Source organism: Saezia sanguinis, from assembly GCF_003991585.1.
Classification (GTDB): domain Bacteria; phylum Pseudomonadota; class Gammaproteobacteria; order Burkholderiales; family Burkholderiaceae_C; genus Saezia; species Saezia sanguinis.
This window is the reverse complement of record NZ_PQSP01000001.1, coordinates 59486-85615: the sequence shown is the minus strand read 5'-3', so window position 1 is coordinate 85615 and position 26130 is coordinate 59486. Positions and strand designations below refer to the sequence as shown.

At 52.3% G+C, this 26130-nt stretch carries 20 protein-coding genes, 1 tRNA gene and 1 pseudogene; 8 read left to right on the top strand and 14 right to left on the bottom strand.

The genetic code is table 11. The features are described from left to right. Nucleotides 1-109: 109 nt before the first annotated feature. Genes CUZ56_RS00365 through CUZ56_RS00350 form a run of 4 tightly spaced genes read right to left on the bottom strand, consistent with a single transcriptional unit; the run spans nt 110 to nt 3219 of the window. Nucleotides 110-1141, bottom strand: a complete 1032-nt coding sequence (locus CUZ56_RS00365) for a GTP pyrophosphokinase (RefSeq protein WP_126977130.1) — start codon at nt 1139-1141, stop codon at nt 110-112. A gap of 51 nt (nt 1142-1192) precedes the next feature. Then, the gene (locus CUZ56_RS00360; protein WP_126977128.1) at nt 1193-1588 is read right to left on the bottom strand and encodes a Rieske (2Fe-2S) protein; all 396 of its coding nucleotides are present in this window, start codon (nt 1586-1588) and stop codon (nt 1193-1195) included. Further along, a complete protein-coding gene (locus CUZ56_RS00355) occupies nt 1572-2270 on the bottom strand; it encodes an HAD family hydrolase (protein ID WP_126977126.1) in 699 nt (232 codons plus the stop codon). The genes CUZ56_RS00360 and CUZ56_RS00355 overlap by 17 nt, the downstream gene beginning before the upstream one ends. Further along, on the bottom strand, nt 2242-3219 hold the full coding sequence (locus tag CUZ56_RS00350; RefSeq protein WP_126978471.1) for an RluA family pseudouridine synthase: 978 nt from the start codon (nt 3217-3219) through the stop codon (nt 2242-2244). Before CUZ56_RS00350 ends, CUZ56_RS00355 begins: the two co-directional genes overlap by 29 nt. A gap of 1098 nt (nt 3220-4317) precedes the next feature. Between CUZ56_RS00350 and CUZ56_RS00345 the strand changes: the two genes are divergently transcribed. Continuing rightward, nucleotides 4318-7356, top strand: coding sequence for an Rne/Rng family ribonuclease (locus CUZ56_RS00345; protein ID WP_126977124.1), 3039 nt, complete (start codon nt 4318-4320; stop codon nt 7354-7356). A gap of 270 nt (nt 7357-7626) precedes the next feature. On the opposite strand, the gene CUZ56_RS00340 is transcribed toward CUZ56_RS00345, so the two are convergent. Further along, on the bottom strand, nt 7627-8103 hold the full coding sequence (locus CUZ56_RS00340; protein ID WP_126977122.1) for a DoxX family protein: 477 nt from the start codon (nt 8101-8103) through the stop codon (nt 7627-7629). Nucleotides 8104-8286: 183 nt separating this feature from the next. On the opposite strand from CUZ56_RS00340, the gene CUZ56_RS00335 reads away from it, so the two are divergent. Then, complete coding sequence (locus CUZ56_RS00335; RefSeq protein ID WP_126977120.1) at nt 8287-9309, top strand: LysR family transcriptional regulator; 1023 nt, start codon at nt 8287-8289, stop codon at nt 9307-9309. After that, nucleotides 9306-10217 carry a tRNA glutamyl-Q(34) synthetase GluQRS gene (gluQRS, locus tag CUZ56_RS00330; RefSeq protein ID WP_126978469.1) on the top strand — a complete coding sequence of 304 codons (912 nt, stop codon included), beginning with the start codon at nt 9306-9308 and terminating at the stop codon, nt 10215-10217. The genes CUZ56_RS00335 and gluQRS overlap by 4 nt, the downstream gene beginning before the upstream one ends. A gap of 76 nt (nt 10218-10293) precedes the next feature. Here the strand turns inward: gluQRS and CUZ56_RS00325 are convergent, their stop codons facing one another. Genes CUZ56_RS00325 through CUZ56_RS00315 form a run of 3 tightly spaced genes read right to left on the bottom strand, consistent with a single transcriptional unit; the run spans nt 10294 to nt 13172 of the window. Continuing rightward, nucleotides 10294-10896, bottom strand: coding sequence for a mechanosensitive ion channel family protein (locus CUZ56_RS00325; RefSeq protein ID WP_126977118.1), 603 nt, complete (start codon nt 10894-10896; stop codon nt 10294-10296). 55 nt (nt 10897-10951) lie between these two features. Further along, entirely contained in the window at nt 10952-12928 is a 1977-nt protein-coding gene (locus CUZ56_RS00320; RefSeq protein ID WP_204250791.1) for a DNA topoisomerase IV subunit B, read from the bottom strand. Next, on the bottom strand, nt 12891-13172 hold the full coding sequence (locus tag CUZ56_RS00315) for a hypothetical protein (RefSeq protein WP_126977114.1): 282 nt from the start codon (nt 13170-13172) through the stop codon (nt 12891-12893). The genes CUZ56_RS00320 and CUZ56_RS00315 overlap by 38 nt, the downstream gene beginning before the upstream one ends. Before the next feature lie 13 nt (nt 13173-13185). Between CUZ56_RS00315 and CUZ56_RS00310 the strand changes: the two genes are divergently transcribed. The 3 genes from CUZ56_RS00310 to CUZ56_RS00300 are packed head-to-tail and all read left to right on the top strand — an operon-like array spanning nt 13186 to nt 14640. After that, on the top strand, nt 13186-13587 hold the full coding sequence (locus CUZ56_RS00310; RefSeq protein ID WP_126977112.1) for a diacylglycerol kinase: 402 nt from the start codon (nt 13186-13188) through the stop codon (nt 13585-13587). 29 nt (nt 13588-13616) lie between these two features. After that, nucleotides 13617-14204: an LOG family protein gene (locus CUZ56_RS00305; protein WP_126977110.1), complete on the top strand. Its 588-nt coding sequence runs from the start codon at nt 13617-13619 to the stop codon at nt 14202-14204. Nucleotides 14205-14253: 49 nt separating this feature from the next. Beyond that, on the top strand, nt 14254-14640 hold the full coding sequence (locus CUZ56_RS00300) for a SirB2 family protein (RefSeq protein WP_126977108.1): 387 nt from the start codon (nt 14254-14256) through the stop codon (nt 14638-14640). A 52-nt stretch (nt 14641-14692) separates the two neighbouring features. Here CUZ56_RS00300 and CUZ56_RS00295 read toward each other — a convergent pair whose 3' ends face one another. Both CUZ56_RS00295 and CUZ56_RS00290 read right to left on the bottom strand, forming a co-directional pair. Beyond that, the gene (locus CUZ56_RS00295) at nt 14693-15169 is read right to left on the bottom strand and encodes a macro domain-containing protein (RefSeq protein WP_126977106.1); all 477 of its coding nucleotides are present in this window, start codon (nt 15167-15169) and stop codon (nt 14693-14695) included. A gap of 32 nt (nt 15170-15201) precedes the next feature. Next, nucleotides 15202-16449 carry an NAD(P)/FAD-dependent oxidoreductase gene (locus CUZ56_RS00290; protein WP_126977104.1) on the bottom strand — a complete coding sequence of 416 codons (1248 nt, stop codon included), beginning with the start codon at nt 16447-16449 and terminating at the stop codon, nt 15202-15204. 305 nt (nt 16450-16754) lie between these two features. Between CUZ56_RS00290 and CUZ56_RS00285 the strand changes: the two genes are divergently transcribed. Further along, nucleotides 16755-16845, top strand: a tRNA-Ser gene (locus CUZ56_RS00285). A gap of 129 nt (nt 16846-16974) precedes the next feature. Then, nucleotides 16975-17352, top strand: a pseudogene (locus tag CUZ56_RS00280) (transposase); the annotation flags it as partial. A gap of 211 nt (nt 17353-17563) precedes the next feature. Here the strand turns inward: CUZ56_RS00280 and CUZ56_RS00275 are convergent. The 4 genes from CUZ56_RS00275 to CUZ56_RS00265 all read right to left on the bottom strand — a co-directional run bounded on the left by CUZ56_RS00275 (nt 17564) and on the right by CUZ56_RS00265 (nt 26055). Next, nucleotides 17564-17755: a hypothetical protein gene (locus tag CUZ56_RS00275; RefSeq protein ID WP_162615205.1), complete on the bottom strand. Its 192-nt coding sequence runs from the start codon at nt 17753-17755 to the stop codon at nt 17564-17566. Nucleotides 17756-17789: 34 nt separating this feature from the next. Then, nucleotides 17790-17939, bottom strand: a complete 150-nt coding sequence (locus tag CUZ56_RS15685) for a hypothetical protein (RefSeq protein ID WP_162615204.1) — start codon at nt 17937-17939, stop codon at nt 17790-17792. A gap of 94 nt (nt 17940-18033) precedes the next feature. Then, the gene (locus tag CUZ56_RS00270) at nt 18034-24222 is read right to left on the bottom strand and encodes a two-partner secretion domain-containing protein (protein WP_126977100.1); all 6189 of its coding nucleotides are present in this window, start codon (nt 24220-24222) and stop codon (nt 18034-18036) included. Between the two features lie 159 nt (nt 24223-24381). After that, nucleotides 24382-26055 carry a ShlB/FhaC/HecB family hemolysin secretion/activation protein gene (locus CUZ56_RS00265; protein WP_239441913.1) on the bottom strand — a complete coding sequence of 558 codons (1674 nt, stop codon included), beginning with the start codon at nt 26053-26055 and terminating at the stop codon, nt 24382-24384. Nucleotides 26056-26130: the final 75 nt, after the last annotated feature.

Sequence of the window (26130 nt, the reverse complement as noted above, 5' to 3'; positions counted from 1 at the left end):
AATCATCTTGGAAAAGCGTATTTTGCATTATAGCCAGCCCCAACCAAGAAGTATCGGCAGTTTCAATCATTGACAGGCAGGGCCTCAGCCCAAAAGAATACCGCCCCCTTCAAACGGTTCCGCCTTTCCCCGTGCTGTTCAGATATTCGAGAAACTCGCCTTCTGCCATCCCATGAATAATATCCTTATATTTTTTCCTGTCTGCTGCATAGAGAACAAAAAACAAAAACGACATCACATCCATCTGGTAATTCTTTTTAATCATCTTTTTGATCTGATTGAAAAACCCATAAACCAGATCATGGTAGCGATCTATATATTCGACCAACTGGTTGTAACTTAAATCACCATAGCTCAATAAAAAGTCAACAAACTCCCCGATACGGCTTTCATCATTTGCAAACCCGCTCAGCTTATCCTTAATAATCTGAGAAAACGTAAATGCATTGATATTTTCGTCGCCATTCTGGTGTTGATGGGCTTTCGCCTCTTCGGCCTGCGTATCTTCATGGATGTTCAGGAATTCCCGGTCAGCAATCTCAAACAATGCCGCCAATGAGTTGATTCTTCTTTCAAGATACTTCGGGATGGCTTTTTTATACTTGATCTTATGATCCAGCACACTCCAGGCATCCTGGATAATGGTTCGAATCTGCACTTCAAACCGCAGCGACGCATACGGTGCGTATTCCCTCATCGCTGCCCTGCTGGCAGAAAGCTTCAAGTCAAGATGAAGGCCTTTATAGCCAAAAGCATCCCCCTTGCTTTCAAGTATGCGTGTTTTATTGGTCACCTCAATGACATCAAACTCGCTTTTCAGAATATCACCCACAACCTGTATATCAGACTCATAGAGCAGCACAATGCGCAGCCCCACCAAGTCAGTGATGTGATCTTTTATTTCATAAGGTATTTTTTCATTCTCCAGGCTCTCCTGATATTTCCGGGTGAATTTGCGGACAGCTTCATCGCGGCTTTTTAAACGGCTGCTGATGGAATAAAGCGAGATATTTTTTTCAGCAGATAAGAGCGAAGAAATCAAGGTACTGAACATCAATCTGGCGTTATCCAGTACCGTTTGGTTTTTAGAATAAAAGTTTTTAAAGTTTAATTTTTCAGTCCTGAAATTAAGCGACGCCATAATGCCCTTTACCTTATCAAGTGACAGTAATCACCTGTTTGCCTAAATTACTTAGACTGCTGGGAACGAAATCAGTTCATCGGGCAGCCAATACACAGCGCCATCCTGTTCCACAACACGAACCGACGTCAGCCCGGTTTCACAAGGCCCGGCCAGATAAGCACCGTCTACAGGACTGAAGGTTGCCCCATGCAAGGCACAAATCAGTTTATGGCCCGACCTGCTGAAGAAAAAGTCCCTGCGCCAGTCCAGCTCCGCGCCCAGGTGCGGGCAGCGGTTGATATAACCGTGCACCTGCCCCTGATAGCGCACCACAAACGCACGGGCTTTTTTTGCGCCCTGCAACATCACGTCAAAAGAAGCGCCCTTGCCGCTGTCCTCCAGCTCATCACTGCGACACACGTATATCCGCTGTTCGCTGCCAGCGTCATCAGATAGCGGCTTCATTTGAATTTCGCCGTTCCAGCCAGTGGGCCATTTCATCAATGGAATGCACAATTCCCAGCATGCCCTGCGCTTCCGTATAGGAAGAAAGCACCGTGGGTGTATGGGCACCATAACTGACTGCCAAAGACGGCACATGCGCATTGACAGCCATCTGAATATCGTGTGTTGTATCGCCGACCATCAATGTGCGTGCCGCAGGCGTATCGAGCACCTGCATCAGTTCATTGAGCATCTGCGGATCGGGCTTGCCAGCGGTTTCATCTGCTGTGCGCGTGTCATCAAACATGGCCTTCAGGCCCACACTGCTCAGGGCTTCATCCAGCCCGCGGCGGCTTTTACCCGTTGCCACCGCCAGCATATAGCCCTGGTCGCGGCAGCGCTGCAAAAACTCGGGCACCCCGTCAAACAAAGTCACCTGATGCTGTGTCGCAAAATAATGAAAGCGGTAGCGCGCTGCCAACTCGGGGTAACGTTCCTGCGGCAAGTCCGGCGCCACCTGCTTCAAGGCATCCACCAGGCCCAGGCCAATCACCCGCTTGGCCGCAGAAAGATCGGGAATAAGGCAGCCCAGATCGCGGCATGCATCCTGAATACATTGGGCAATCAGCGCTGTCGAATCAAACAGCGTTCCGTCCCAGTCAAAAACCAGCAGATCAAACGGCCGTTGAGATATTTGACTCATTTTCCAACTCTTGCAATAAAGTCTGACATTCTAAAGGCAATGGCGCCTGCAGTTGCATCGTCTGCGAACTTTGCGGGTGCACAAAACTGAGCTGATAAGCATGCAAAAACATGCGGGTGAAACGGCGCTCTTTGGCCATTACACGGTTCAGCTCAAAATCACCATATTTATCATCCCCCACAATGGGATGCCCCATATGCGCCAAATGAACCCTTATCTGGTGCGTGCGCCCGGTTTTAATGGTCACTGCCAGCAGCGTAAAGCCATCAAATACCCGCACCACATTCACAATAGAGACCGAACGCTTGCCCTGCGGATCATCTTTGCCGGTGACCCTGACCCTGCGTTCACCTTCTGGCGTCAGGTATTTATGCAACGGCACGTCAATAACCACAGCTTTCTGCTTTGAGCCAGTAGCGCCCTCACCCCATACCCCTTTGACCAGCGCCAGATAGGTCTTGCCCGTTTCCCGCTGACGGAATTGATCCTGCAACGCGGTCAGCATGGAGCGTTTTTTAGCCACAGCCAAAATGCCCGAAGTGTCCCTATCCAGCCGGTGTACCAGTTCCAGCATCTTGCATTGCGGCCTGGCTTGGCGCAATTGCTCAATCACCCCGAAATTCACACCGCTGCCGCCATGCACCGCGGTACCCGCAGGCTTGTTGACCACCAGCAAGCCGCCATCCTCGTATAAAACCGGAAACTCTCTGGCTGGTGCGGCAGGTACCTGGGGCCGCAATGCCCGCCGTACCGGCGGCACACGTACCATATCACCTGCGTCGACACGGGTTTGCGCGCTGGCTCTGCCTTTATTCACACGCACCTCGCCGCTGCGAATCACCCGGTATACATAGGTTTTAGGTACGCCTTTTAAATGGTTCAGCAAAAAATTATCCAGCCGCTGCCCGGCATGCCCCTCATCCACCGCAATCAGTTGCGCCTGCTCCATCAGTTGCTGCTGTGCTTCACTAGCGCCGGAATCCGCCGCTTTCGGTGAAGTCCTGCTTCTCTTTTTGGGCGCAGGAGCGGCCTGAGCACCCCAGTTTTTATGCGTCAACGCCCCTTCAGCGGGCTTTGCCTGGGCATATCCGGCTGAAGGTGCTCTCTTGCCAGGCACTTTTTTGGCAGCAACAGTTTTGCCAGGCGAAACGCTTTGGCGGGCCCGATGACCACTTTCAGCAGGGGGTTGACGACCCGTTTTACCCCCCTGTTGATAATTTTGTAACTTTTTAGGCATTTTCCCGCTTATAATATGTTTGGTTTATTGTTTTGATGCATGCTGGCCTGTCATATACACACAGAGTGTAACAAGCACGTCAAGTTATTGCAGAACAACATATAAACTGTGGCTGGCGGGGTTTGCCCCAATGTAAAAGGCATATTGCCTTTTGTGAAGACAATGACCCGCAGCAAACAGGAATCTGAGTCAGATTGATCCGCTATGAAAATGGATCGTTGATCTGGCAGCAGGTTCCATAACGATGCTTCGTGGCGGCCTGTGTACCAGCCTGTTACCCAATGTGTAACGGTGGTTCCAAGCGGCCATGATATACAGAGAACAACGTAGAACGACTAAGAACAGTGTAATGAAATCTTGTGGCAGCAGCCATTATGCATAAAGTGATATGTCATAAGGCTGTTACCCGTTAGTGAAATGATCATGGCGTGGCTGTATTTTCAAATTGCATGTGCATATCCATTGCTGGTCCAGCGGACTGGCGGTGTGGCTGTGAATGCCCGGCGCACATCTGCAACCAGAACACTCCACCCCATTTGCAATTTACCCTCACGTTTTTATGCATTCCGTGCACCAGAGGGTAATTTCAATGCTTCATCAGGCTTTAATATCTATCGCCGCTTGAATCAGATGATTTCATAATTTGTGCCCTTCCCCCAACAGGTGATTCAGTTTCTGGAAATCAGTTGGGAACATACGGCAGTTCATATCATTCGTTCACATGTTTTCTGCTGCATCGTCACGTATGCTGTGCGCAGGCTATGCCTGCATACAGATTTTGTTGACTGAATGTAAAAAGGAACATGCATCATGAAGCGGATGCTGATTAACGCCACACAACCGGAAGAGCGCCGTCTGGCAATGGTTGATGGGCAGAAACTGCTGAACTTTGAAATTGAACAAGAGGGCCGGGAACAGCGCAAAGGCAATATTTACAAAGCCGTGGTCACACGCATTGAACCATCGCTGGAAGCCTGCTTTGTCGACTACGGTGAAGAGCGTCACGGCTTTCTGCCGTTCAAAGAAATCTCCCGGCAGTATTTTCCGGAAGGCTCCAACGTTTCGCAGATTAAAATCAATGAAGCGATTCACGTCGGGCAGGAACTGATTGTTCAGGTCGAAAAGGAAGAACGCGGCAACAAAAACGCAGCCCTGACCACCTTCATCTCGCTGGCTGGCCGCTATCTGGTGCTGATGCCCAACAACCCGCGTGGCGGCGGTGTTTCGCGCCGGATTGAAGGCGATGAGCGTCAGGAACTGAAAGACAACCTTGACCAGCTCAAATACCCGCGCGGCATGAGCCTGATCGCCCGCACGGCCGGCATTGGCCGCGCAGTCAACGAACTGCAATGGGACTTGAACTACCTGCTCAGCCTGTGGAAAGCGATTGACGGTGCAGCACAATCCCAAAGCGGCGCATTCCTGATTTATCAGGAATCCTCATTGGTCATTCGCGCCATCCGCGACTACTATACGCCTGACATTGGTGAAATTCTCATCGATACCGATGACATCTACAGCCAGGCCAACCAGTTCATGGCGCACATCATGCCTGATGACGCCCGCAAGGTTAAACGCTACCGCGACGACACCCCGTTGTTTGCGCGTTTTCAGATTGAAAACCAGATTGAATCGGCCTATGCCCGTATTGTGGTCCTGCCTTCAGGCGGCTCCATCGTTTTGGACCACACCGAAGCACTGGTGGCAATTGACGTCAACTCCGCCCGCGCCACACGCGGTGGCGATATTGAAGAAACGGCCACCAATACCAATCTGGAAGCCGCTGACGAAATTGCACGCCAGTTACGTTTGCGCGACCTGGGCGGGCTGATCGTTATCGACTTCATCGATATGGAAGAGCCCAAGAACCGGCAGGAAGTCGAAAACCGCTTGCGCAATGCGCTCAAGCAAGACCGTGCCCGTGTCCAGTTCTCCAGCATCTCCAAGTTCGGCCTGCTTGAACTGAGCCGCCAGCGGCTGCGCCCGGCACTGTTCGAAGGCGCTTCTATTACCTGCCCGCGCTGTAATGGCACAGGGCATATCCGCGATACGGAATCATCTGCGCTGCAAATTCTGCGTATCATTCAGGAAGAAGCCATGAAAGACAACACCGCTGCCGTCAAGGTGCAGGTGCCGGTGGATGTTACCTCTTTCCTGCTGAATGAAAAGCGCATGGAAATCACCAAGATTGAGCTCAAACAGCGTGTTAGCGTGATCCTGGTGCCGAACAAACAGTTTGAAACGCCCAACTACAAGCTTGAACGCCTGAAATACGATGACCCGCAACTGGAGCATCTGCAGGCCAGCTACACCATGGCCGAGGAAACAGAAAACCCGGACATGATGATCAGCAAGGCTGAGCGTAAAACCAACCGGCAAGAACCTGTCATTAAAAACTTCCTGCCCGATGCACCGCCACCGGCCATGGAAGACAAACCTGCCGAAGAAGAAAAACTGGCTGCCCCGGCATCCAATGGTTTCTTTGGCTGGCTGAAAAAACTGTTTGGTGGACAGCCTACACCGGTACCGGAACCCGAACCCGAAGAGCCCAAGAAAAAAGGACGCTCCGGCAGAACCGCAGGCTCTGGCAACCGTCGCAATGGTGAGCGTTCCTCCACCCGCCGCAATGACCGTGGTGAAGGCCGCAAAGCCAGCGGAGAGCGCAGCACCGAGCGGCAAACCGGCGAAAAACAGGGTGACCGCCGCAACAGCAACCGCCAGACTGCCGACAAAGACAATACACAGCAGCGCCGCAACCAGCGCCGCCAGCCCGAAGCTGATAAAAGCATTTTGGCCGGCAGTGAAGCGGAGCAATCCAATGGTGCCGAAAACACGCGCCCGCCACGCGAAAACCGCCGCGGCAAACGGCGTGACCCGCAGCGTGACGATCAAGCAGCCAATGCAGCTACGGACGACATGCTGGAATCGCAGGACCAGGCTGAAAAACAAAGCAGCGAAGCCGGCACCGGAACCGCTCCGGTTAAACGGGAACGCCGCGAACGGCGCCCGCGCAACCAGGCCCAGACACCCGCAGTTGATACAGCCACCTCTGCAGATCATGCGCCTGAGCAGAGTTTGCCGGAAAGCGCCGACCAGGCAGCCAAAGAGCAAGGCAGCGACGATGCAGCGGCCAATCAGAACGGATACGTCAACATCAACAGCGAGCAGGAAGCTCCCCGTCAGCGCAGCCGCCGCACCCGTGATCGCTATGGCCGTGACCGCCGCCAAAGAGGGCCACGGGAAGATGGTTTCAGCGATTCCCAAAGTGGGCATGACAGCACATTTGGCGCTGAAATCCCGGAAACGGAGCCCATGGTCAGCATCACGTCAGATGCTGCGGAGAACACTGAGCAGACAGCACCTGCCGGTTCATCGACCATTTATGTAGGTGAATCCGTCCAGTCGGCAACTGTAGAAACACAGGAACAGGCTGGCGACAATGCAGAACCCAATGTTGTGGAAAAAGTGACCGGCACGGCAATGACAGTTACCGTTGAACATCTGCCTGTCACGGCTGATTCTGTTGTCACACAACAGGCTTTGCTGAAAACTGCGCCACCGGCTTCTGAGGAACACAAGCCCCAATCCCATGCGGCTGCCGAGCAGAAAAATGGTGCTTATACCCTGCCTCAAAGCGAGTTGAACACCGTGGCACAAAATGCCGGCCTGGTATGGGTCAACACTGATCCACAACGTGCAGCAGCAGTTCAGGAAGCCATCAACAATGAGCCCAAACAGCCGCATATTCCACGTGAGCCCAAACCACGTGTTGTGGTTGACGAAGGCCCGCTGGTGTTGGTGGAAACCAAAAAAGACCTTTCAAAAATGCATATGCCGTTTGACCAGTAAACGCCTTATGCCCCAACCTGAAAAGAAGCCTTAACAGGCTTCTTTTTTTATGCGTAACAAATGCTTCGCGGCACTATCCACATATAGGCATCGTCGCTTAAATGTGCGTAACATCCAACCAGCGCCATTCAGCACGCCAATCACATATCAGCCAAAACAGGTGCAACATGCGGTCAATGCTCCAGGCTTCTGCATGATTCTGTTCAGTGATGGCCCATGAAAAAAGGAGGCATATGCCTCCTTTTTACGTCCGTAATTGACAACAACACATCATGCATGACTGCCTGTCCGGGCCCCTGCATATTCAGCTTTGCCCGACCACTGAGGCTGGCGCAACAAACTGTCGACACTCCAGCGCCCTGCGCCAAAAGACATGAAAGCCAGTATGCCGCCCACCAAAGCCAGGTGATTCCAGAACAGAATGGACTGAATCATTTGCATCTCTGCAGGCATTGCCCAGTAATTGTGGAAGAAAAATGCTGCCACCGCTGTAAATACAGCCAAGACCAGCGCACTTAACTTTGTCTGAAAACCAAGCAAAAAGGCAATACCAATCGCAATTTCAATCACAATACCTGCAATCACGCCCAAAGTTGGAAAAGGCAGGCCGGCAGAAGTTGCATAAGCCACAGCCCCCTGAAATCCGCTGCCCAATTTGCCAAAGCCAGACGGGATAAAGTACAGCGCAATAAGAATACGCCCGATAAAAGGAAATAGACCTTGAGACAGAGATTGAAGATTTTTCATTTTTGATCCTTTAAAAGTGTGTCATCTGTACGCCATTCCATGAATGACGCCGTGGTTCCCTAGAAATTTTTAATACAAAATTATTGAATATATAAATAAGGTTTTATATAAGTCATATGAGTATTGTAAAAAGCAAACATCCGGTACATAATGAGATAAATTTGACGTTATCATTCAAAAAATATGAATGAAAAGTTTCCTCCCCTCTTACATGCCTCCCAGGCGCTGGGGCCACAGGCCATTGCGCTGGTTGACCTGATTGCCCGTAGCGGCAGTTTTGCCGCTGCTGCGCGTGAGCTGGGCAAAGTCCCTTCCTCACTGACCTACACCATCCGGCAGCTTGAAGAAAACCTGGATGTGCTTCTGTTTGACCGCAGTTCGCGCCAGGCCAAGCTGACCGCCGCAGGCGAAGAGCTGCTCAGGGAAGGGTTACGCGTGCTGGAAGATCTGGATGCCGTTGCCAACCGCATCCGCCGCATTGCCACAGGCTGGGAAAGTGTCCTCACCATTGCGGTAGACAGCATCATCAACCTGCCAACCATGCTTGATCTGGTCGAGGCATTTTATGCACTGCATATCAAAAACCTGCCGGCTCAAAGCGGCCAACAACACCCCTCCTCCCCAAAGCCGCACCGGAACTCGCCGCCCACACGCATCCGGCTGAGGGCCGAAGTGCTCTCCGGCAGTTGGGAAGCATTGGCCAGTGGGCAGGCAGACCTGATTCTGGCGATTGAAGATGAACACCTTTACCGCACTTTTTGCACGCAATCGATTGGCCAGGTTCCCATGGTGTATTGCGTGGCAGCACACCACCCGCTCGCCAAGGTACCTGCCCCGTTAAGCAACAGCCAACTTGCCAAACACCGCGTGATCGCCATTGCCGATACGGCGCGTGTCAATACCCCTATGACATTGGGCATACAGCCCGGGCAGGATGTTCTGACCGTACCATCGCTCACCGTTAAACTGCACGCCCAGCTACGCGGACTGGGCGGCGGTTATTTACCGCAAACCATTGCTGAGCCGTTCATTGAGCAGGGGCTGCTCATTACCAAAGCCACCGAATACATCATGCCCGCCATGAAACTGGTCTGTGCCTGGCGCGACGGCCCTCAAGGCAATGCGCTGAAATGGTGGCTAAACCAACTGGCCTCACCGGCTACCTGCCAGGCGCTGACAAAAGTAGCATTGCCGTTGATTTCATGAACACCACTTCTGCACCTGCCTATATCGGCCGTTTTGCGCCTTCCCCCACCGGGCCTTTACACCGGGGCTCGCTGGTTGCCGCACTGGCCAGTTGGCTTGACGCACGCGCCCACCACGGTACATGGCTGGTACGCATTGAAGACATTGACACCCAGCGGTGCGATCCTGCTGCGGCAAACACCATCCTGCACCAACTGGCCTGCTTTGGCCTGCTGCCGGATGCCAAACCTGTTTACCAGACACACAAAAACGCCCGTTATCAACAGGTACTAGAGCACCTGCTGCTGCACCAGCGCGCTTACCCCTGCATCTGCACGCGGGCACAGATTCTCCATGCGCTAGAACATTCTGGCCGCCCGCACCAGCGCCATACAGCGCTGATCTACCCCGGCACCTGCCGGCCGGAACATGGTGGCTTGCCTGCCGGTGCACTGCCACGCGCCTGGCGCTTTCATTTGCCGGACCATGCGCAATGCCGTGTCGACTGGAAAGACCGGCGGCAGGGAATGCAAAGCCAGCAGGTGGACGAGGTTGTCGGAGACTTTGTGCTCAAGCGCGCCGATGGCATCTGGGCCTATCAGCTTGCCGTCGTTGTAGACGATATCGACCAGGGCATTACCGATGTCGTACGTGGCGAAGATATCAGTGACAACACAGCGCGCCAGATCCTTTTGTACCAGGCGCTGAACCAACCCCCACCGCGTTACTGCCATACACCACTGGTATACATGCCCAATGGCGAAAAACTCAGCAAACAGCACGGTGCTCCTGCTGCGGACAGCAGCAAGCCACTGGTAGAACTGAATCTGGCCGCAGCCGTGTTAGGTTTACCTGCAAGCGAAAACAGCACGGTAGAAAATGCGCTGCAACAATGGACCGGTGAATGGGCTAAACGCTACCTTGAATAACCGGGACCGAAGCAACCGCACATGCTTCATTCAAAAACAAGTTTTGAAAAACCGGCTGGCACAGGGGCAGGGCGGCTTACTTGCCCTCATCCGCCTTGGCAGCTTCTTCAACTTTCTTTTTGCGCTTGGGTATTGAATTGCCCTGCCAGCAACGGATGGTCCGCTGGAAAAACAGGGTGTTGGGTATCTGCAATACCGTTTTGGTGTCATCCTCATGGGTTTCGCGCAATGTCGTGTACACCAGGTTGATATCAATCACCTGCCCGACAAGCCCCGGTTTTTCACCGTTTTCCAGCAACTCCACATGGTCATACAGGCGGAAAGGCCGGGTCGTCATGATCAGCACCGCGCAAAAAATGTTGGAAAGCACACTCCAGGCCGCAAAAAAAGCGACTGCCGCCACGGCAGCAAACCCGGTAAAAGCGGTCCACAGCACCGTTCCGGACACGCCCAGCCGGTCCAGAATCAAAAATAACGCACTGGAAAAAATAATGAAAGACAGCAAGCGCCGGATGCCAACCAGCACTTCCATGGGCAGGTGGTAATGCGACTTCAGCTTTTCCACCAGCCGGCTCGACAGCTTTTTCAGCAGCAGCGCCACAACGATGATAAAAACCACCTGCGCCGCAGGAATCAGCACACTCAGCCATCTGTCCACTTGGGGTGCAAGATCTTCCATAACATCGGTGCCTTTCCAGTACTTGTTGGTCTTTCAGCAGATGGCCGGCAATGCCTTACACATCCACTTCGACTGCATCGCCATACACTTCCATCAGCTCACGCCGTGCTGCCGCTTCGCCCTTGCCCATCAGGTGCGTCATGACCGTGGTTGTAGCATGAAAGTCCATCATGCCCAGCCCCACCTGCAGCAAACGCCGGGTATCCGGGTTCAGCGTTGTTTCCCACAACTGCTCGGCATTCATTTCACCCAGCCCTTTAAAGCGGCTGACGCCCCATGCACCTTCCCGTACACCATCTTTACGCAGTTTGTCCAAAGTGGCATTCAGTTCGCGCTCATCCAGCGCATAAATCTTGCTGGCTGGTTTTTTACCGCGCGCCGGTGCATCCACCCTGAACAACGGCGGTTTGGCCACATAGACATGGCCATTGGCAATCAGCCGCGGAAAATGTTTAAAAAACAGCGTCAGCAACAGCACCTGAATGTGAGAGCCGTCCACATCTGCGTCAGACAGGATACACACTTTGCCGTAACGCAGCCCGGACAAATCAGGCTCATCCCCCACACCGTGCGGGTCAACACCCAGCGCCACAGAAATATCATGGATTTCAGCATTGCCGAACAAACGGTCCTGCTCAACCTCCCATGCATTCAGAATTTTTCCGCGCAGGGGCAGTACCGCCTGATACTCCTTGTTGCGCCCCATCTTGGCAGAACCTCCGGCGGAATCACCCTCCACCAGAAACAGTTCATTCATCTGCAGGTCACGGCTTTCACAATCGGTCAGCTTGCCCGGCAGCACGGCCACACCGGAGCCCTTGCGCTTTTCAATCTTCTGCCCGGCTCGTTGGCGTGTCTGTGCCGCACGGATCACCAGCTCTGCCAAACGTTTACCGCTGTCAATATGCTGGTTCAGCCATAACTCAAACGCTGGCCGGATGAAACTGGATACCAGCCGCAGCGCATCGCGACTGTTCAAACGCTCTTTGATCTGGCCTTGAAACTGGGGGTCCAAAATCTTGGCCGACAATACAAAACTCGCACGCGAAAACACATCTTCAGGCATCAGCTTCACCCCTTTGGGCAGCAGGCTGTGCAGATCAATAAAGCTTTTTACCGCCTGAAATATGCCTTCGCGCAAGCCGCTTTCATGGGTGCCCCCGGCGGTGGTCGGAATCAGGTTGACATAACTCTCACGTACCGGTGAGCCTTCTTCGGTAAAGGCAAGACACCATGCAGCACCTTCCCCTTGTGCAAACTGCTCACCCTGGTCATCGGCATACTGCTCGCCTTCAAACACCGGAATTACCGGGTCTGCCGGCAGTGTCTGAAGCAGATAATCCTTCAGCCCCCCTTTGTATTGCCAGCTTTGCTGTTCTTTGTTCTTTTCCTGCGTCAGCGTCACAATGGTTCCGGGCATCAGCACCGCTTTGCTGCGCAGCAGGTGAACCATATCCCCCATCGGGTAATTGGCTGAATCAAAATACCTGGCATCCGGCCAGACCCGCACAGTTGTTCCGCTTTTACGGTCACTGGTACCGGCAACGGAACCCGCTTTGCGCACGGTTAGAGGCTCAACCACATCTCCGCCGGAAAAAGCCATATGGGCAACCTGACCGTCACGGTACACGGTCACCTCCAACCGCTTGGCCAGTGCATTGGTTACGCTGACCCCCACACCATGCAGGCCACCCGAAAAACTGTAAGCCCCGCCATCCCCCTTATCGAACTTGCCGCCGGCGTGCAGCCGTGTAAACACCAGTTCCACCACCGGTGCTTTTTCCTGCGGGTGCATGCCAAAAGGAATACCCCGCCCATCGTCTTCAACACTGACACTGCCGTCCGTATGCATAATGACATTGATGCGCTTGCCAAAACCTGCCAGCGCCTCATCGGCCGCGTTATCAATCACCTCCTGCACCACATGCAGGGGATTGTCGGTGCGGGTATACATGCCCGGGCGCTGTTTGACAGGCTCCAGCCCCTTGAGCACCTTAATGGACGATTCCTGATAGCTTTGATTTGACTTCATATTTTTTTGCATAACCTGTTATTTTAATGGTTTGCCATTCTCTGTGCGTATTCCCGGCAGGATATGTACCATCCCCGGCTTTATCTTGACAATTCAAAATGCCATCTGAAATACAGGCGTCTGAAAACGTCCATTTTCCGCAGCTTTTCCCGTACCCGGCCACCCCATACTTCAATACCTCTTCTGCAGAAACGGGCATAATATAAACCTCACAGCGTTCAAGCCGGTATTTACCGCAACCCATTGATGAATCACCTATGACACAACCAGACAATATCAATAAACCAGCACCCAAAGGCTGGCGCCGTGCATTTTCGACTTTCACCTATTCTGTCAAGGGTTTTAAAGCTGCGTGGCGATATGAAGAATCATTCCGGCAGGAGCTTTTTGTTCTGCTGCTGGCCTTGCCCTGCGCATGGCTGCTGGCCCGCACCTGGGTTGAGTATGTCTTGCTGCTGGGCTGCATTGCACTGGTATTGATTGTTGAGCTGTTTAACTCTGCCATTGAGGCCGTTGTGGACCGTATCTCGCTTGAGCACCATGAGCTCTCAGGCCGCGCCAAAGACATAGGCAGCGCAGCCGCCATGGCAAGCATGCTGCTGGCTGCCGGCATATGGCTGAGCCTGCTTGTCATACGGCTGTCACATCATTGGTGGTAGACTTAACAAATCAATAACAACAAAAACCTATGAATCAAAAACTATCTATTTGCGTTTATTGCGGATCGCGCTCCGGCGTATCGCCGGCTTATGTACAGGCAGCACAACAAGTCGGGCAATGGCTCGGATCACACCAGATACGGCTGGTATACGGCGGCGGCAATGCCGGCCTGATGGGCACGGTGGCCAATGCGGCACTTGCCGCAGGTGGGGAAGTATATGGCATCATTCCGCAAAGCCTGATCAAAAAAGAACAGGGACACCGGGGTATTACCGAACTGCGCATTGTTGATACTATGCACCAGCGCAAGCAGGCCATGGCACAGGCCAGCGATGCGTTTTTGGCGCTGCCCGGCGGCATTGGCACCTTTGAAGAATTTTTTGAAGTCTGGACCTGGCGTCAGCTCGCTTACCATGATAACCCGATTGGCCTGCTGAACGTGGACGGCTATTACGACGGCCTGCTGAACTTCATGCAAACAGGCGTCAACGCAGGGTTCATGAACCAGGAGCAATTGAGCTACCTGACCATTGAGTCACAGGTGGAGCCCATGATGGAAAAACTCACCCAACTGATGCAACAGCCCAGCCAAGCAGATTCATATCATGCCATCTAGGCTCATAAGCTTACACCCTGCCTGACACTATCACTTAACCAGCACAGCCATGTCCAACTACTATCCCCTCATCAAGCACCTGCACATGATATGTGCGGCCATCAGCATCAGCCTGCTGATCGCTCGTTTTATCTGTCTGCGCCTGAATGCCTCTGTCATGCGGCAAAAATGGGTACGGATCGTACCGCATTGCAACGACACCATCCTGTTCTGTTCCGGTGTGACATTGATCTTCCTGACCGCACAGTATCCGCTCACACCACAATCCCTGTGGCTGACCGAAAAGCTGGGGCTGCTGCTGGTGTACATTCTGTTGGGTTTTGTCGCCTTGCGCCGCAAGCCATTAAACTCAGGCATCCGCTATGGCGCTTTTCTTCTGGCTCTGGCCTGTTTTGCGTCCATTTACTATCTGGCAAAAACCAAGGCAGCGTTTTAAGATGGCATGGGGCTCCTGGCCCCTTGCCTGAATAATGCTGGGAAACCATTTTCTATGTGCGACGGAAAATAACGATTCTGGTCTGCACGTCAGACTCAATCCCGGCGAAGGTGCTCTCCATCAGAGCCAGAGCCTGCTTCTGGCTATAACCCCAGAACCCACCAGAGCCTGCACCAATCACCGGAAACGCGATTGAGCCAATATTGCGCTGCGCGGCTATCTGCATGGCAGACAGCACAGAACCCGTAATGGACTTGTATGTGGAACGCCAGAACATATTAATGCCTGCCACATGAATAATCCCTTTAAAAGGCAGCCGGCCGGCACCGGTATACACAGCGCCCCCCAGTGGAATCACCCCGGCTTGGGCAACCTCTTTAAAAGGCTGATAACCCCCGCGCTTTTTAATGGCCCCCGAAACCCCTTGCGGTAACAACAGCCACCATGGAATCACATTGCGATTCCAGGCATTCACAATCACATCAACAGGCTGGTCCAGCAAATCCCCATAGACAATATCGTACTGCACGAGCGACTATTCCTCCGCCAGACAGTGCTGATTTACAGGTAGCGCTCCGGCGCAAAAGGCTGCGGATCAATTGGCGGTTCTTCCCCGCTCATCAGCGCAGCCAGCAATTGGCCTGTGGCCGGCCCAGTATTCAAGCCAATGTGATGATGCCCCACAGCCAGCCATAACCCTGCATGGTCAGGAACAGCGCCAATCATGGGGCGGCAATCCGGCAGCGTTGGCCGGCTGCCCAGCCAGGGCTTCTGGTCTTTGCGTGCACCCAGCGGAAACGCCTGCTGCGCAAATTGCTGGGCCATATCCAGTTGTTCGGTCATTGCAGGCGCATTGTAGTCATTGAGCTCAACACCTGTAGACAAGCGAATCCCCTCTTCCATCGGCGTCAAAACATAACCGCCCCCGGTATCGTAAACCGGGCGGTTCAGCGCCACATCATCCGCAACCTGATAATGCATGTGATAACCTCTTTCATACACCATCGGAATCCTCACCCCCAGCGGCAACAACATATCTGCTGACCATGGGCCCAGTGCCACAACCAGGCACGGCGCCTCCCGCTGCAAACCAGTCACCTCCTGCAATACCCAGTGACCATTGCCCGCCTTGCTCACATGCCGCACATCACTGCGGACAATACTGCCGCCCTGCGCGGTAAAAAGGCGCGCATATGCTTTGACCACGGCGCGTGGGTTGCTGATACTCATCGTATCCTTGATCCACACTGCGCGTTCAAAAATAGACTTGATAGAAGGCTCCAGCATATACAGCCCGGCAGAATCCAGCACCTCAAAAGCAACATCATATTGCTCATAAATGCGCCTGGCCCATGCCTGCCCTGCAAAAGCCGCTTCAGTGCGGTAAAGGTGAATCCACCCCTGGTCATGCAAATGCTTTTCGGCCCCCGCCTCTTTCACCCAGGCCTGATGCAGCTCTGAAGAAAGGCTGATCAGAGAATTCAGGGCCACCACCGTCTTTTTAAAACGTGATTTTCTCGTATTTGACAGGTACTGAACAGCCCAGGTCCAGTTGCGCATCATAAAGCCCAGGTTATAACGCAACTGCGCCGACTGGTTCAGACTGTAACGCGGCAAGGACTTCCACAACGCCGGATTATTAAATGGAATCAACGAACTTCTGGCGATCACGCCGGCATTGCCATAAGAAGTCTCATTACCCAGTTCACCACGGTCAATCAAAGTTACACGGGCACCCAAACGCTGCAACGCCAGCGCACAGCAAACCCCGACCATTCCAGCGCCTAACACCGTGATATTCTTTTCCATCAACCCCTACTCCTGCTCGCCCAACCAAAATTCACTGCATTTTTATAATCGCCTACCACAGCCCCGGCTCAAAACCACAAACAACCGAGATAGGCTTTCTAAATTGTCACCTGCAGATTCTATTGTAAAGAACGCTCGGCTGCTTACCCATTTATACTTAGAAAACTCTTTTTTACAGTTAAAACTGCTCCGCCTGCGGCCCCGAAAAGCAAAAATTCAGATCCACCGCCCTGTATTTCTCCACACCCATACTTTACCCTCTAGCAACACTCCCAGTTTCTGCGCTATAATGTGCAGCTTGCCACGGAGAGATGGATGAGTGGTTTAAGTCGCACGCCTGGAAAGCGTGTGTGGGTTAATAGCCCACCGCGGGTTCGAATCCCGCTCTCTCCGCCAGACAGCAAGTAACAAAGCGGCTTTTAAGGCTGCTTTTTTATTTTTCTACCATAAATTCCACCATCCCTAAAACGATACATTTGGATGACATGGTACAGTTTTGTATACTCCTAAGGCACATACCTGACGATTTACCGCGCAGTATCGAAAGAGGCGGCAGAATCGGCGCTGGATAAACTACAAACCAAATGGGGGCAGCACTACCCGATGGTCATTCAATCATAGCGGCGTAAATGGGAGAACCTGTCGGCTTACTTCCGCTACCCCGCCGATATCCGCAAGGCCATTTACACGACAAATGCCATAGAATCGGCGCATCGCCTGTTCCGAAAATTGACCAAAACCAAAGGCGCTTTCCCAAATGAAAATAGCCTGCTCAAACTGCTGTATCTGGGACTGCAAAACGCACAGGAAAAATGGACCATGCCCATACGCAACTGGAATCTGACTTTATCGCAGTTAGCCATTTATTTTGAAGGACGACTCGATCATGCGCTAACTTTATAATCCCACTCTCTGCCTGACACAGAATTATGAACGCTCTCCCAGTTGCCGGGTTTAGTTGCCCTCATAGGCTTTGTCCATGAGCAAATGCAGCTTACGTTTAACTTGCCCTGTGTGGTGCAATAACGCGCCCCCAGGCTGCGCGTCATGTGCATTGCTTACGCTCAGTGGAAATGCCACCGCATGTATGGGGCTATGACTAAGCATATGGATCTTAGTTGTCCAGCTCGCACATGACTTGCCTATACTTTGGGGGCCGTTTTTTTAATGCAGCCATCCCATCAGGATGTACTTTGACGCTGGTAGAGTCCAGGCATATGCAGTCAATTTTGCTCAGCAGCGCCTGTTCGAGCTGGAGTTGTTCAAACACATTGCGCAACACCCCAGCCTTACTCCAGCGGCTCATGTGTGTATACAGTGTATGCCAGTTACCAAAGCGTTCAGGCAAAACTCGCCACTACAGCCATTCTCTGCAACATAAAGGAAGCGTTGAGCACGTCTTCATTATTGATCTTCACATTGCCCCTTTGAACGGACAATGCATCTTTAATTAGGGCGTATTGTTTGGAGGTCAATTTCATTGCTTCCAATTAGCTGCTCTTTTCTCCAACCATTCAAATTGTGTTAACACGCCCTAATTAAAACTATACCGTTACTATAAGTAACCCACAAATATCAATCTTTTCAAGGAGCAGGACTCATCACCTTTTGTTCTATAAGATTTATCCATAATGCCTTCCTTTCTTCAGAAGTAATTGGTTTGCCTGTTATAGGATTTTCCCCGCCAGCATCAAGAAAAGCAGAAAACCACAATGTCAGCGGTCCGGCATCCATAGACATGCCAGCAGAAAGTAAACCTGGACTCAATAATCCCACTTCTTCCAGATTTCGTGGCGGAGCCTTTCCTTCGGCCACATATTGTAAATATTGCTCCTCTGAAATCTCCCTTGCAACATTATTGGGGACACCATCTCCATAACCGCCCCAAATTGGATCATCAGGCCTCTTATTGATCACAATACATTTACCTCCGCCTTGAGGACAGTCAATGATCTGATCTATTTGATATAGATCTCCGCGAACAGGATACTCTGTAGCATTGCTATGACTGAGCTGATTGTTCTCTGTTTCAATACGTGCGGCCAGTCCGGCCATTTGCCCATCTCCTCCAACAATATTGGTAACACCGGTAACCAGACTTTCAACCAAATTGGCTCTCTGGGTCTTCTGCTCTTCTGTCAGATTATTTGCATTACCACCGATAAGCTCATTAATTACCACACTGGCTGCACCGCCAAGCGCACCAGAACCACAATCACCTCCTTGAGCTGCAGCACCGCCACAAGCCAGAATAGAATGCAAGGCCGCTCTTGCTGCACTATTGCCTTCCAGATAATTATCTGTCAGTTCTTTGATTTCATGAGCAGCCAAACTCTGGATTGCATTAACTGCGGCACCTTGCAAAATTTCAGTCCCTGAACCGGTCAGATTTCCACTAACAGCCCCAACAATTGCTGTCAATGCAATTCGACCAGATCCATTCGCTCCCCAGACATTCTCAATCTGGTCAGCTCGGCTGAGCAGAATCTGCTTATTGGGGTCACTATCAGATAATGTTTTTGCCTGATCCCTCAGTTTGGTCGCTTCTGCAAGCTGGTTTTTGAGGTAAGTATTACTAGCCTGTTTAAACTGGCTGTTAAATTCAGACATTATTTCAACACTGGCCTGTGTTTGAGCGCTGATCTTGCCAGTATCCACCCGTTCAAGGGTATTCTCTCCCTGCCCGGTTCTCACGCTGTCATTTACGGCAGCAACTGCTTCCTCTGCTGCCTGTCCGGTTCGGCGCTGCTGCTCAGCTTCATCAGTAATGGTGATTTGCCCGGCACTGATTCCGCTCACGGTCACACTGTTATCGGAACCATTGTCACGATAATTCCCCGATGAGTTGGCTACTCCGTTCCAGCTTCCCTTAGCATCCAACGATACACTGGCGCTACTTGAACTACCCGTAGCATCATAAGAACTGGTGTTAACAATATCGCTGGTAGTCAGGCTACCGGTTGTAAACTGATTACGGTTATTGTCTACCGCCTCCTGAGTACTCGCAATAACAGCGCCTTTAAGGTCCGTATTACCCCCAACCGTCACATCAAAACCACCATCGCCAGCCATAATACCCGAATATTCACTCACGCTTGCATAGTCGCTTTCAACATTCTGACGGCTCATACTCAAAGAGCCGCCCCCTGTGGGTGCTAAACCGGCAGGAGTGATGGCAACCCCCACATTCACACCCACATTTGTATTGCTTTTACTGCTCTCATAGGAATATGTGTCCTGTAAACTTTCGATATTCAAGTCACCACCCACATTCGCCCTTACTGTCTCTCCGGCAACCTGCCCGCCAATGATATTGGTATCGCCTCCACTGATAATTGTCATTGTATTGCCTGCAGTTACATGGCTATTAGTCCAAGTCTGCTCCGAGCTGTTCTCGCTTCCCTTTCCAAGACCCAATCCGATATTGGCTCCCAGATTAACTCCCCCTTTGGCATCTACGCCAAGGCTGACACCAAAAGAACCCGATGTCTTGCGACTGTCACTTTCAAAATCATCTGTATTTGACGCAGCAAGGATATTCACTTGATTATTAGCAGCCAGCAGTACATCCTGACTACCTGTAATATCACTACCGCGGATCGTGATATTTCCACCTTCACTTTCCCCAGTGGTGCTGTTAGGTTTACCAGTGGCAACCAGGTTGATATTATTGGCCTGCATAGTTGACCCAGCAGCTGTTTGTGTATTCTGCGTTGAACTTGTTTCAGACTTTGAAGTCGTTACACCGGCAGAAATCTTAAAGCCTGTATTTGGTATAGCACCAGCCAAATCCCCTCGGCCAATCGCCGCGAGACTATCTTTCGCCATATCGTATTCTGCTGCCAGCTTATCGCTGTTGTTATAAACATTCAGTGCCACTGCTCCTGCAGCCAAATTCCGCATTCTGCTACTGTCTGCCTGTTCAACACGGGTAGCCATTGTTGCAGCATTCTGAACTATTGAAACTGCGGTCGAGCCAGGCCCGCCTATACCTATGGTAAAACCAGTTGACTTGCTTTCTTCTGACCTTTCCCTGTAGCTACTTTCCCGTGCCTCTACCACATTGATATCCTGCGCGATAACATTGATGTCGCCATTTAGGGCAATAACATCGCTGCCTACCTGATTGTAGTTACCATTCTGGGCACTGACATTAACATTACCTTCCAAACTGCCAACAGTACTTCCCACAGCATAATCAGATGTAATGCGGTCTTTGCTGGTGTCTTGCTGTATGCCATAGGTCAAAGACAATCCAGACAGCCCGGCTGTATATGACAACCCAGATGATTTGGTACGCTCGTACTCATATTGCATCAAGTTACCCGTTCCAGCCACAATATTGACATCCCCCTGAGCAGAGGAAAGATTCACATCATGGGTGGCCACCACATTACTGCCAATGATATTCAGATCCTGATTGCTGGCCAGATTGATCCTTTCAGCACTCAAATTGCTGGAGTCCACAGTCCCTTCATTACGCTCAGACCGTGTGGTTGACGTAATATTCATCAACCCCATGCTGGATGAATGGCGATTATATTGTGAAAGATTCTCAGTGCTGCGTGCCGCTTCAATCGTGATTGAATCTGCATTCGCATTGATTGCGCCGGCATCACTGGTCAAACTGGAGCCCCGCACTGTCAACGCATTGCCAGCAACCATATTCAAATCACCCGTCGTCTGGATGACACTTCCGACCTCCTGGCTTCCTGATGAAGTAACCGAGTGGCGCCTTGAACTGCTGCGTGAAGACAACGTTTGTTGGTACTCTGTGGTGACAGTCCCGATGTTGATATCCTGACCTGCGGCCAAAGTGGTAGTGCCATCCTGTGAAGCATTGGCAATCAGCGCGGCATTCAGATTGATATCCTGACCGGCCTGCATCACCAGTTGTCCGCCTGCTGTATCGCCAGTCAGATAAACCCCGCCGACGTTTCCAACTTCGGTAAAGTGTCCATTGATATTCTGCCCATTCACAACCGTGGATGCGACATTGATGTTGCGGTCTGCGTCCAGCACCAGACTGTTATTGGCTGACAGGGTGCCGCCCACATTGTCAATGTCTGTCGCTGAGTGGATGTACAGATCATTGGCATGGATCTGCCCCACATTGTTCTGCATGTGCTCTACATCCATCACCATGCTTTGGCGTGCGGCAATGGTGGCACTGTTATTTAATGTAATGGGCGTGTTGTCTGCACTGGCAACCAGTACATTGTTACCGCTCAGCAGTGAACCGTCAGGGGTGACAATGCTTGTACCATTGCGGGCATAAACTTTGGGTACCAGCACGGTTTCCACACTGCCATCGGCCATGGCCACATCCTGACTCACCAGCCAGACAATATCAGTGGTAAGTTGTGCCATTTGCTCAGCGGTCAACTCCACACCTACAGTCAACCCGTAAGCCTGCGCAAACTCCACCCCGGCATTCATGAGTGCGCGGTATTGCTCCTCATCGCTTGAATAACCTGCCAGAAAACGGAATCCGGTCAACTCACCAACCTGTTCACGAATCAACTGTTGCTCATAAAACCCGTCTCCAAGGCGCTTTTGAACCAACGATGGATCGAGCCCCAACGATGTCAGCATGTAGTCCGAAGTCAGCCACGTTGCATAGTTGGCAAACCGCGGATCGGTTTCAATCAGGTAATTGCTGTTGCTGCCTGGGATGACTTTATAAAAAGCATTATTGGGAACGCTCAATCCGCCGTCCGTAATCGCGGTGTGCGACTGCGGTGTTGCCACCGTCAAACTAACCAGCGTATTGTTCACCCGGTCGCTCAACACCCCGGTATTGCTGGAACTGATATGGTCGTCTTCCATGATCCACAAACGCCATGTACCAGAGCGTTGAATATACTGGTTCTCCTGCGCATCTTCCACCTGGACACTACCGGTTGTCGCCAGCGTTCCACCAGCCTGGATACGGCTCCTGTCATTCAGGAGGTCTCCGTCCAGTACCATTTGCCCCCCGGACAGAATTTCGCCAGGCTGGCTGGTAACCGTGACCGGTGTGTAAGAGGTCTGCCTAGTATCCAGAATGTAAATGGCCGAAGCCCGGCGCCCATCGGGAAACAAAACCTGGGAATTTTCCGGGGTCACTCTCAGTTCTTGCCACAATTGTCCAACACTCGTGAACGCAATATTCAAAACCTGCCCATACCGTACAATTTTCACTTCGGTTACATCAAATGGCTTGCTCGGGTCATAGGCTACCTGCGTGATCGTATTGCCGTTGTTCAGTGCCTCAGTCTCATACTCCCAGGTGTAATTGGAATTGGTATTGCTAATCTGCTGAGCCTGCAGCCACATATTCCCGGCTGACTCAATCTTGGCGCCATCGTTTTGGATCAGTTCCGCCTTCCCTTGCGCCAAGCGGTTAACGTCCAGAATACCGCCAATGACCATATCCCCCGCACTGTAGATATAGGCGTTCTCCTGGTTATGCACTTCTCTGGCACCGATATCAAGCCTGCTGCGCGCTGCAATCACAGCAGCCTGTGTTTGCCCATCAACGGTTTCCTCATGGTTATTCAGCGTATCGGCCTGCACCGCAAGATGGGTACCATAAATACGGCCTGTGCCGACATTGTTGATGGTCTGCGCGCTGACCAGTGCACTTTCGCCATCAATCAATCCGCGGTTGTTTAACTGTTGCTGACTTTGCACCTGCAGGTTGCCCTGGCTGGTGATGGTGCCTATATTGTCGATATTGCCTGCGGCTGCAACCTGTATGCTGGCACCGCTACCCATGGCGTTGACGGTTCCGGTGTTGAGCAGTTGCCCTTCCGTGGTAATGGCAACCTGCCCGGCACTGGCACCAATGTGACCTGCATTGCGCACACCCACACCACTTTCTGTGCCCACAAGGCTGATCTTCCCTGCGTACATACCGCCCAGATAGGCCACGTCAATGGCATACAGCGGTTTGCCATCTTCGTCTTCAACCGTCAGTTGAATCGGCGTTGCATCGGGTGCAATCGTTCCTGTTCCCGCCGTAACGCTGAGGTCATTGGCCCACAACCCGGCATTCACCTCCACGGCACGTGCAATAAGGCGCGTGTAGTCGGCAGTGCTGGTGTCCAGCCCGTCACCGGAAATGTTGATCGCACCACCTGCAACCCGGTATGATTCAAGGTTGCCGAACTGGTTGAACTGTGGCCTTCCTGTGGTCAGCGTTACCCCGGCTGCGTTGATGAACCCACCCCCGTTAACGGATATGCCCGCAGGGTTGGCGATGACGACTTCTGCCCTTTGGCCGCCAACTTCAATGTAGCCGCGTAACAGCGAGGGATTCCCGGAGGTGACTTCATTAAGTATCACACGTGCAGCACCACCGGCCAGATTCGGATTGCCCTGAATCCATCCGCCCAGTTGAGTCTGCGTATTAAAAACACTGTTATTGAGAACCGCACCCTGCTGCTGCACATCAAACTGATGGTAAAGATTGCGGCTCACACCTGCAGCGCTTGGTGCCGTGATATTCACAACAGGTACGCCGTTGCTGTTAGGAGGTGTGGTGACATTGGGGCGGTGTTGATTAGCGGCATTCGGGTCTGCGACAATCTGGGCGATTGCACCATGCATGCTACCGATACCCAGGAGCATGGCCAAAGCCAGTTGCTTCAATTTCAGGCTGCGCCTTTTTGCGACTGCCGGTTTGCTACCGCCATGTTTGCCCTTCCCCAGACTGGTCGCGGTTTCCTGCACGGCCATGAACTGGTTACGAATTACACTGAAGATGGTACGGTAGCATTGTCGATTCATTTTTATACTCCTGAATTTTAATTTTCTCAAACAGGCATCTATGGCTACTGAAATTGCCCTCTGTCGCCATAAAAACAACCTGAACGCAAACCCTGCTGCCTGGGTTTAAAACGGTTAATGGTTTTCAAAAATACCGTTCACTCAAAATAATGCAGCGTGTCAGAACCAGACATTCACATTAAATCCGGAAGTGAACTTGGATGTTTCAAACCCATCGGGCTTATGCAGCGGTGTGCCCACAAACGCGTCATAGCTCACGTGCCCATAACCGCCTCTGAGGCCTATCACTGCACCCGCCAGGTTTTGCCCCACCTGATAACGGGTGGCCTGCCCGGAGACACAGCCAAAGTCCAGTCCGAAATAGAGTTCCTGCCCGGTATTGCCAATGATCCAGCCCACATCATTGCGCGTAAGCCAGCCACGGTCACCCATCAGGTTGTTTCTTCCGTCAAAGCCTCGTACCGTGTAGCGTCCGCCGATGGCAAACTGATCCTGCGGGATCAGCGGGGTGTCGTTCCATTGCACGCGCAAGGTTCCGTAGTATCTGAAGTACTGGCTGCCGATCTGCCATGGCACATTCAATGTGGCATTGAGATTCACGATCTTCATACGCGATGTGCCTTCGCCATACTGTTCTTCCAGCGCAGGCAAGGCGTTGTCAGCACCGGTGCCGCGCCGGTAGGACAGGTTGGCATTCAAGATGGCATTGCCAATGAATTGTCTGTAGTCAGCGCCGATTTCCCAGCCTGCCGTGCGCCTGCGTTGGACTTCAATTTCGACGTCGTCGATATAGTTGTGCGAGCGACGTGTCCAGCCTTTGATGTAGGCATTCAGTCTTTTGCTGGAGTCGCGGTAGATACGGCGGCTCAGACTGATGTCGGCATTCTGGCTGCTGCCTCGGTAGGTGTAGCTCTGGTTAATGCCGGCAATGTCCTGTTCGTATTTGTAGTAGCTGCCATTGAAGCTCAGCAACCAGTCGCCGTCAAAGGGGATGGAGTAATGCAGTGCATAACCGCGTGAATTGCCGCCCTGGCTGTCTGCCAGATGGTGATTCAGGCTGACGTAGAAAAGGTCGTTCATGGTCAGCCAGTTATCGTAAGAAAGTGTCAGTGCACCCTGGTAGCGCCCGGTATCGCGGCTGCCACCATCGTCCACTGACAAATTCAAGCGGAACGGGAATTTCTGCTGCCAGTACAGGACCAGGTCACTTTCGCCGGCCTGTGCGCCCGGCTCAATCTGAATATCGGCGTCAGCTGTGGGCACACGCTTGAATACTTCCAGCGCCTGCTCCAGATCACGCAGGTTCAACAGGTCGCCTTCGCGCATGGGTAACGCGGCTCGCCAACTGGTACGGGTTTGTGAGCCCTCTCCCCAGCGGATGGATCGAATGCGCCCGGGAACAAGGGTCAAGGTCAGCGTGCCTTCGTTTAGGTCTTGTGGGGCTGCAAATATTCGGGTGGTGATGTAGCCTTTTTCGATGATGGCATTCTGTACCCGGCTCATCACGGTATTGATACCCTGCGCTCCCAGGCAACGTCCGGTAGCCTGGTCCACAGAACGTCCCGGCCCATTATCAGCAGCTTTGAGTGCCCACTGAAATTTTTCTGCCAGCTCACCCATCAGTTCAATGCGCTCTATGGTAAAACACGGTGATTCCTGATCGGGTATGCGCGTTTCATTGGGAATGAGTTGTCCCATTTCCTCCAGGCGCGCGTTAGGCGCAGAACCCATCTGCTCACGCAGCTCACGGTCACGTTGCTGCTGCAACAGCAACTCATGAGCGGCCTTGTCTGGCAAAGGCATCGGCTGGGCCTGTACAGCTGTGCTTATCATGGTGCCAGTGAAAATTGCGATTGTCCACGCCAATACTTGGCCTATGCCAAGCAGCGCACTGCGCTTGTCATTCAT